The organism is Micromonospora sp. NPDC049089, assembly GCF_040648775.1.
Lineage (GTDB): Bacteria > Actinomycetota > Actinomycetes > Mycobacteriales > Micromonosporaceae > Micromonospora.
In genome coordinates this window covers 1-8,020 of sequence record NZ_JBEZEH010000273.1, presented here as the reverse complement: position 1 = coordinate 8,020, position 8,020 = coordinate 1, and the positions used below count along the sequence as shown (strand labels likewise).

General features: G+C 71.6%; 7 protein-coding genes. 6 read left to right on the top strand and 1 reads right to left on the bottom strand.

Annotated features, from left to right (window positions below):
* Window positions 1–67 precede the first annotated feature (67 nt).
* The gene (locus AB0B48_RS30615; RefSeq protein WP_357207593.1) at window positions 68–1,474 is read right to left on the bottom strand and encodes a lysine 2,3-aminomutase; all 1,407 of its coding nucleotides are present in this window, start codon (window positions 1,472–1,474) and stop codon (window positions 68–70) included.
* Between the two features lie 153 nt (window positions 1,475–1,627).
* Here AB0B48_RS30615 and AB0B48_RS30610 point away from each other — a divergent pair, with 153 nt between their 5' ends.
* From AB0B48_RS30610 to AB0B48_RS30585, 6 genes are all read left to right on the top strand, one after another.
* Window positions 1,628–2,677 carry a zinc-binding alcohol dehydrogenase gene (locus tag AB0B48_RS30610; RefSeq protein ID WP_357207596.1) on the top strand — a complete coding sequence of 350 codons (1,050 nt, stop codon included), beginning with the start codon at window positions 1,628–1,630 and terminating at the stop codon, window positions 2,675–2,677.
* Between the two features lie 4 nt (window positions 2,678–2,681).
* Window positions 2,682–4,247, top strand: a complete 1,566-nt coding sequence (locus AB0B48_RS30605; RefSeq protein ID WP_357207590.1) for an amidohydrolase — start codon at window positions 2,682–2,684, stop codon at window positions 4,245–4,247.
* Window positions 4,244–5,806 (top strand): lysine 5,6-aminomutase subunit alpha, encoded by a 1,563-nt coding sequence (locus AB0B48_RS30600; RefSeq protein ID WP_357207587.1) that lies wholly within the window; start codon window positions 4,244–4,246, stop codon window positions 5,804–5,806. The genes AB0B48_RS30605 and AB0B48_RS30600 overlap by 4 nt, the downstream gene beginning before the upstream one ends.
* The gene (locus AB0B48_RS30595) at window positions 5,803–6,567 is read left to right on the top strand and encodes an OAM dimerization domain-containing protein (protein ID WP_355007464.1); all 765 of its coding nucleotides are present in this window, start codon (window positions 5,803–5,805) and stop codon (window positions 6,565–6,567) included. Before AB0B48_RS30600 ends, AB0B48_RS30595 begins: the two co-directional genes overlap by 4 nt.
* The gene (locus AB0B48_RS30590; RefSeq protein WP_357207583.1) at window positions 6,564–6,971 is read left to right on the top strand and encodes a hotdog domain-containing protein; all 408 of its coding nucleotides are present in this window, start codon (window positions 6,564–6,566) and stop codon (window positions 6,969–6,971) included. The genes AB0B48_RS30595 and AB0B48_RS30590 overlap by 4 nt, the downstream gene beginning before the upstream one ends.
* Window positions 6,972–7,011: 40 nt before the next feature.
* The coding region (locus tag AB0B48_RS30585) for a glutamate mutase L (RefSeq protein WP_357207580.1) at window positions 7,012–8,020 on the top strand (1,009 nt) is incomplete at its 3' end.

Below are 8,020 nucleotides of genomic sequence, written 5' to 3'. Positions count from 1 at the left end.
GCGCCTGACCAGGGTTTGCGCTACACCCCGGGGAGGTTTAATGCCGGGGGTTTTCGTCGTCGGTGGGTCAGTCGTTGCGGTGGTCGTGCCACCACTGCTGGCCGTTGGCGGGCAGGGTGTCGATCGGGTCGTAGTAGGCGTAGCGCTTGTTGAGCGCCTCCAGGTCGGCGGATTCGATGGAGGTGCGGTAGTTCTTCGTCCAGTAGGAGATGCCGCGCTCACGGTCGTAGTCGGTGAGCATGTGCACCCAGCGCTTACCGACGAAGGGGACGTCGCAGACGATGCGGGGGGTGGCGTAGCCGGGGAGGTAGCCCATGATGTCGTGTTGGAGTTGTTGGGCGTGCCAGACCGGGACCCGCCAGTGTTCGGCGTTGGGGATCATGTCGCACATGTAGAAGTAGTACGGCAGGATTCCGGCTTCGCCTTGGAGGGCGAAGCAGAGGTCGAGCAGTTCCGGGGTGGTGGCGTTGACGCCGCGCATGAGGACGCCCTGGTTGCGGACGTCGCGGACGCCGACGTCGAGGGCGGTCTGGGCGGCCTTGGCGACCAGTGGGGTGAGTGACTGGGCGTGGTTGACGTGGGTGTGGATGGCGAGGTTGACGCCGCGGCGGGCGGCGGTGCGGGCCACCCGCTCCAGGCCCTCGACGACGTCGGGTTGCAGCCAGTGTTGGGGTAGGCCCATGAGGGCCTTGGTGGCGAGCCGGATGTCGCGGACCGTTTCCAGTTCCAGCAGGCGCATGAGGTACGACTCGAGGTTGCGCCAGGGGACGTTGGCCACGTCGCCGCCGGAGACGACCACGTCGCGGACGCCGGGGTGGGCCTTGAGGTAGGCGATGTGGGCGTCGTAGCGGTCGACGGGCTTGAGGGTGAGTTTGAGTTTGTCGACGGCGGGGGTGGAGTTGCCGACGAGATCCATGCGGGTGCAGTGCCCGCAGTACTGGGGGCAGGTGGAGAGCAGCTCGGCGAGGACCTTGGTGGGGTAGCGGTGGGTGAGCCCTTCGGCGACCCACATGTCGTGCTCGTGGAGGCTGTCGCGGCTGGCGTAGGGGTGTGAGGGCCAGTCGGTGCGCCGGTCGGAGGCGACCGGAATCATGTAGCGGCGGATGGGGTCGGCGAGCAGGGCCTCGGTGGTGAGGGTCGCGAACGGCACCATCGTGTTGATCATTTGTGGTGGCACCAGCATGGACATGGTGGCCATTGCCGACTGGTCGGCTTCGAGGTCGGCGTAGAAGGTCTCGTCGATCAGGTCACCGAAGACGGCGCGGAGCTGCTTGATGTTCTTGACGCAGTTGACGCGTTGCCACTGGGCGGATTCCCACTGGTCGCGGGTGACGTGGCGCCAGCCGGGGAACCGGGTCCAGTCGGGTTCGACCAGGGGGCGGCGGTGGTATTCGTAAGGCTGCCCGGCGGTCGGTACGGCGACCGGGGCGTGACGGGGTTGAGGGACGGTCTCAACCGGTTGGGTCTGGGTCACGGCCCCTCCTCGGTGTTGCGGCTGATCATCGAAGCCCGAAGGCTACTGGAAAATATTCGGTACAGAAACTAGTCTGCCGTAAGTTTTCCCGTTACGCGAGCCTTGACCGGGGCTTCGGGCGGCTGGACAGGGGAGGTCGGCGTGACGTCACCGGTGGGACTGCACCGCGTCGTGCAACCGGCGGGGGTGCTGCCGCAGGCGGCCTGGCGCCTGGACACGTCGGCGGCGATCGCGCCGAACGAGGTGCGGATCCGGGTGCAGCGGCTCAACCTGGACGCGGCGAGCTTCCGGCAGTTGTCGGAGAAGCACGGCGGCGACGGTGACGCGGTCCGCGCCGAGGTGCTGGAGATCATCGCTACCCGGGGGAAGATGCAGAACCCGGTGACCGGGTCGGGCGGGATGCTGATCGGCACCGTCGAGGAGGCCGGTCGGCGGTCCCCGCTGGGCCTCAGGGCGGGGGAGCGGGTCGCTACCCTGGTGTCGTTGACGTTGACGCCCCTGGTGATCACCGATGGGTTGGCCCGTTGGGACGGGCGCAGCGAGCAGGTGCCCTGTGACGGGTGGGCGATCCTGTTCGCGCGCTCCATCGCCGCGGTGCTGCCCGACGACGAGGACCCCCAGTTGTCCCTCGCCGTGCTGGACGTGTGCGGTGCGCCCGCGCTGACCGCCCGCGTGGTGTCGCGCTACGTCGAGGAGCGTCGGCGAAGCGGTGATCCGACACCGGTGCGGGTCGCGGTGATCGGCGGGGCCGGCAAGAGCGGGTCGCTGTCGCTCGCTGCGGCGCGACGGGCGGGCGCCGCGCGTACCGTCGGGGTGGTGCCGGTGGCGGCGGAGCGCGACGCGCTGACGGCCTCCGGCCTGGCGTCGGTGGTGGCGCTGGCCGACGCGCGCGACCCGGTGGGGTTGTCCACGGCGGTGACCACCGCGTTGGGGGTGCCGGCGGACGTGACGGTGGTCTGCGTGGACGTGCCGGGGTGTGAGCACGGGGCGGTGCTGGCCACCGCTGACGGCGGCACGGTGATTTTCTTCTCCATGGCGACGAGCTTCTCCGCCGCGGCGTTGGGCGCGGAGGGGTTGGCGGCGGACGTGACGATGCTGGTGGGCAACGGGTACGTGCCGGGGCACGCGGAGTTGGCGTTGGGGCTGTTGCGGGCCGAGCCTGGGGTGCGTCAGCTGTTCGCGGCGCGGATCGCGGCAGACTGAGGTCATGACGAACCCCTCGACGTTGTACCGCGGCGGCGTGCTGCACTGCCCCGCCGACCCGAGCGCCACCGCGCTGCTGGTGTCCGGTGGGCGGATTGCCTGGTTGGGGACCGACGGCGACGCGCCGCCGGCCGATCGGGTGGTGGACCTGGGCGGGGCGTTGGTGACGCCGGCGTTCGTCGACGCGCACGTGCATGCCACCGACACCGGGTTGGCGTTGTCCGGCTTGTCGTTGTCCGGGGTGCGCTCGGCGGGGCAGTTGCTCGACGCGGTGGCGGGGTTCGCGGCGGGCCTGCCGGCGGACGCGGTGGTGCTCGGCCACGGCTGGGACGAGTCGGGTTGGTCGGATCCGACGTTGCCGGACGCTGCGGCGTTGGACCGGGCCGCCGGTGGTCGGCGGGTGTATCTGTCGCAGGCGTCGATCCACTCGGCGTTGGTGTCGTCGGCGTTGCTGGCGGCGTGTCCGCAGGCGGCGCAGGCGCCCGGGTACGACGCGTCGGGCTGGTTGCGGCGCGACGCGCACCACGTGGTGCGGGCGGCCGCGCAGGCGTCGGTGAGTCGGGCGCAGCGGGTCGGGGCGCAGCGGGTGGCCCTGGCCCATGCGGCGTCGTTGGGGATCGCGGCGGTGCACGAGTGCGGTGGCCCGGAGATCTCCGACGAGGAGGACTTCACCGGTCTGCTGGGCATCTCCGGCGCGGGCCTGCCGGAGGTGTACGGGTACTGGGGCGAGTTGGGTGGTGCGGCGCGGGCCCGGGAGTTGGGCGCGGTCGGCGCCGGCGGGGACCTGTTCGCCGACGGGGCGTTGGGGTCGCGTACGGCGCACGTGTCGCAGCCGTACGGCGACGGTGAGGGTTGCGGGCACGGGTACCTGTCGGTCGAGCAGGTGCGTGATCACCTGCTGGACTGCGCCGCGCACGGCATGCAGGGCGGTTTCCACGCCATCGGTGACGCGGCGATCGGCACCGTCCTGGACGGGTTCGCGGCGGCGGCGCGGACGGTGGGGGTGGAGCGGTTGCGCGCGGCCCGGCACCGCATCGAACACGCGGAGATCATGAGCAAGGTGTTGATCGCGCGGTTCGTGGAGTACGGGGTGGTGGCGAGCATGCAGCCGGCGTTCGACCGGTTGTGGGGCGGCGCGGGCCGGATGTACGAGGCGCGGTTGGGGTTGGACCGGTCGTTGGAGTCGAACCCGATGGGTGCGATGCACTCGGTGGGGGTGGCGTTGGCGTTCGGGTCGGATTCGCCGGTGACGCCGCTGGACCCGTGGGGGTCGGTGCGGGCGGCGGTCGCGCACCACAACCCGGCGCAGCGGATGGGTGTGCGGTCGGCGTTCGCGGCGCACACCCGGGGCGGGTGGCGGGCGGTGCACCTGGACGTCGAGGGAGTCCTCGCGTTGGGTGCGCCGGCGACGTTCGCGGTGTGGTCGACGCCGGCGGGGGTGGAGCGGGGTCTGCCGGTGTTGCAGGCCGAGGACCCGGAGGCGCGGGGTCCGCACGACCCGACGCCGTTGCCGGTGTGTCGGCGTCTGGTGCTGCGCGGTGAGGTCATCTACGAGGAAGGGTCATCATGACCGGGAAGCTTGATCTTGATCCGGTGCTGGTGGCGCGGGCGCGGGAGTTGGCGCGTCGGGCCGGGCAGCCGGTGGTGGACCTGGCCCGCAGCCACACCACCGTGTCGGTGGAGCGGGCGGTCCTGCGGTTGGCCGGGGTGACCGGCGCCGACCCGGATGGCATTCCGTGGGTGAACCGGCTCGTCGAGGCGGTCGCCGCGGATGTGGGGTTGGGTCACGGGGTGGCGGTGCCGGTGTTCGACGCCCTGGTGCGCGAGGGCAGCACCGACGTGACGTTGCTGGCGCAGAAGGCCGCCGCCGGGTCGGTGCGGTTCACCCAGCCGACCGGGCGGGCGGCCACGGCGGCCCGGTCGGCGGCGCGTAAGGCCGTCGGCGCGGGTATCCGGCGCATCGACCGGCGGCGCGCCGAGCGGGACCGGCTGGTGAAGCGCCACGGCGACCCGGCGCAGCGGCCGTGGATCTACCTGATCGTCGCCACCGGCGACATCTACGAGGACATTCCGCAGGCGCAGGCGGCGGCGCGCGCCGGCGCGGACGTGATCGCGGTGATCCGTTCCACCGGGCAGTCGCTGCTGGACTACGTGCCCGAGGGCGCGACCCGGGAAGGGTTCGCCGGCACGTACGCCACGCAGGAGAACTTCCGGCTGATGCGTGCGGCGTTGGACGAGTCGTCGAAGGAGGTGGGCCGCTACGTGCGGTTGACCAACTACGCGTCCGGGCTGTGCATGCCGGAGATGGCGACCCTGGCCGGGCTGGAACGCCTCGACATGATGTTGAACGACTCGATGTACGGGATCCTGTTCCGCGACATCAACCCGGTGCGGACGTTCGTCGACCAGCGGTTCTCCCGGCAGGTGCACGCCCGCGCCGGGATCATCATCAACACCGGTGAGGACAACTACCTGACCACCGCCGACGCCGTCGACGAGGCGCACACGGTGACGGTGTCGCAGCTGCTCAACGAGTTCTTCGCGCACGAGGCGGGGTTGGCGGACTGGCAGTTGGGGTTGGGGCACGCGTTCGAGATCAACCCGGAGGTGCCGGAGTCGTTCCGGTTGGAGTTGGCGCACGCGTTGCTGGCCCGGGAGTTGTTCCCCGACGCGCCGTTGAAGTGGATGCCGCCGACGAAGCACATGACCGGTGACGTGTTCCGGGGCAACCTGCTCGACGGGTTCTTCAACCTGGCCGGTGCGCTGACCGGTCAGGGCATCCTGCTGGTGGGGATGATGACCGAGGCGGTGGTGACGCCGTGGTTGTCCGACCGGGACATCGCCCTACAGAACGTGCGGTACGTCCTCGGCGCGGCCGGTGGGTTGCACGAGGACTTCGTGCCGGCGCCGGGCGGGTTCATCCGCCGCCGCGCCAACCAGGTCCTCGGTGAGGCGCTGGACCTGCTGGATCGCATCGGTGAGCAGACGCTGCTCACGGCGATCGCCGAGGGCACCTTCGGGATCATGAAGCGGCCCGCGGACCGCGGCAAGGGCCTCGACGGGGTCGCCGCGCACGAGGCCGACTACTGCAACCCGGCCACCGACATCCTGGAAGGGGACGCGGCATGAGCGCCGCCGACGCCGCGAAGAAGATCGTGCGGCCGTACGGGGACACCACCGGTGACGGCATGGTGCAGGTGTCGTTCACCCTGCCGGTGACCCACGACAAGCGCGCCGAGGGCGCGGCGGTGCAGTTGGCCAACAAGATGGGCATGGACCCCGCGATGGTGGTGCACGCCAAGCCGATGGGTGACGGGTTCACGTTCTTCGTCGTGTACGGGCGGGTCAACCACCTGGTCGACCTCAACGCCGTGCAGGTGGTGGAACGGGACTTCGCGCTGCTGTCGGCGAAGGACGTCAACACGGTGATCAAGCAGCGGTTGCGGCGCAAGCTGTCAGTGGTCGGGGCGTGCATCGGCACCGACGCGCACACGGTGGGCATCGACGCGATCCTCAACGTCAAGGGCATCGCGGGCGAGAAGGGCCTGGAGTACTACCGGGAGTTGAAGGTCACCAACATGGGCGCGCAGGTCAGCGTGCCGGAGCTGGTGGAGACCGCCCGGGCGGAGAAGGCCGACGCGGTGCTCGTGTCGCAGGTGGTCACCCAACGCGACGCGCACCTGCACAACACCCGGGAGATGTCGGCGGCGTTCCGGGAGGCGATGCCGGCGGGGCGGCGTCCGCTGCTGATCGTCGGTGGTCCCCGCTTCGACGAGACGATGACCGACGAGTTGGGCGTGGACCGGATCTTCGGTCGGGGCACCACGCCCGGCGAGGTGGCCAGCTACCTCGTGCACGCCCTGATCACGCAACGGAAGGCGATGGCATGACCGACGCACGGCTCGGGTTGACGGTGACGCACCGGCGGTATGTGCCGTACTCGCACGCCCACTACGCCGGGAACCTCGTCGACGGGGCGTACGCGCTGGGGTTGTTCGGCGATGTCGCCACGGAGGTGTGCATCCGTACCGACGGCGACGAGGGCCTGTTCGCCGGGTACGCCGATGTGCGGTTCCACGTGCCGGTGCACGCCGGGGACGTGGTCGAGGTCACCGCGCGGGTGTCGCGGGTGGGTAGCCGCAGCCGCACCCTGGAGCTGAGCTGCGCGGTGGTGTGCCGGGGTCGCCCGGACCGTTCCGCGTCCGCCGCGGAGGTCCTCGATCCGCCGATCGTGGCGGTCACCGCGACCGGCACCGTGGTCGTTCCCGCCGCCAGCGTGAGTCGCGAGGAGTGAGCCGGGGTTGCGAGCCCCGCAGTCGCGAACAGGGAAACTCGTGACTCTGGCGGTCTGCGCCGACGTGGGTTCCACGTACACGAAGGTGGCGGTGGTGGACCTGGCCGGCGGTGTCCTGGTCGGCGCGGCGTCGGCGCCCACCACGGTGGGCACCGACGTGCTGCACGGCCTGGACGCCGCGGTCGCGGCGGCCACCGCCGGGCTCGGTGTGCGCGACGTTCCCTGGTACGTGTGCTCGTCGGCCGGTGGTGGGTTGCGGCTGGCCGTGATCGGCTACGAGCCGCTGGTCACCGCGCAGGCCGGCCGGCGGGTGGGGCTGTCCGCCGGCGCGCACGTGGTGCACGTCGCGGCCGGGCGGCTCGGCGCGGCCGACCTGACGGCGTTGCGGGCGGCCCGCCCGGACGTGGTGCTGCTCGTGGGCGGCACCGACGGCGGCGACGCCGACACGATCACCCACAACGCCACCCGCCTGGCCCGGGCCCGGTGGCGGCGGCCCGTGGTGTACGCGGGCAACGCCGACGTGCGCGAGCAGCTGACCGGGCTGCTGCGTGACGCCGGGGTGCCGGTCACCGACGCCGACAACGTCCTGCCGCGCATCGGGGTGCTCGCCCCGGCGTCGGCGCGGGCGGCGATCCGCGCGGTGTTCCTGCGCCACGTCATCGGTGGTAAACGACTGTCGCGGGGTGCCCGGTTCGCGCGGTTGGTGCGGGCGGCCACCCCCGACGCGGTGCTCACCGGTGTGGAGGTGCTCGCCGACACCCTCGGCGGTGATCTGGCGGTGGTCGACGTGGGTGGGGCCACCACCGACGTGTACTCGGTGCTCACGCCCGACGAGCGGGCCACCGGGCCGGGCCGGGAGGTCGCCGGCAGTCTGTGGCGGGCCCGCACCGTGGAGGGCGATCTGGGCATGCGGTGGAGCGCCCCCGGGGTGGTGCGGGCCGCCGTCGAGGAACGGCTGCTCACCGCCGGCGAAGCCGACGACCTGGGTGCCGCCGCGGCGCGCCGGGCGGCCGACCCGGCCTTCCTGCCCGTCGACGACGACGTGCGGG

What these genes read in the sequence shown, in the direction of transcription:
- AB0B48_RS30590 (WP_357207583.1), top strand. Translation starts at nt 6,564, where the DNA reads ATGACCGACGCACGGCTCGGGTTGACGGTGACGCACCGGCGGTATGTG.
- AB0B48_RS30595 (WP_355007464.1), top strand. Translation starts at nt 5,803, where the DNA reads ATGAGCGCCGCCGACGCCGCGAAGAAGATCGTGCGGCCGTACGGGGAC.
- AB0B48_RS30600 (WP_357207587.1), top strand. Translation starts at nt 4,244, where the DNA reads ATGACCGGGAAGCTTGATCTTGATCCGGTGCTGGTGGCGCGGGCGCGG.
- AB0B48_RS30605 (WP_357207590.1), top strand. Translation starts at nt 2,682, where the DNA reads ATGACGAACCCCTCGACGTTGTACCGCGGCGGCGTGCTGCACTGCCCC.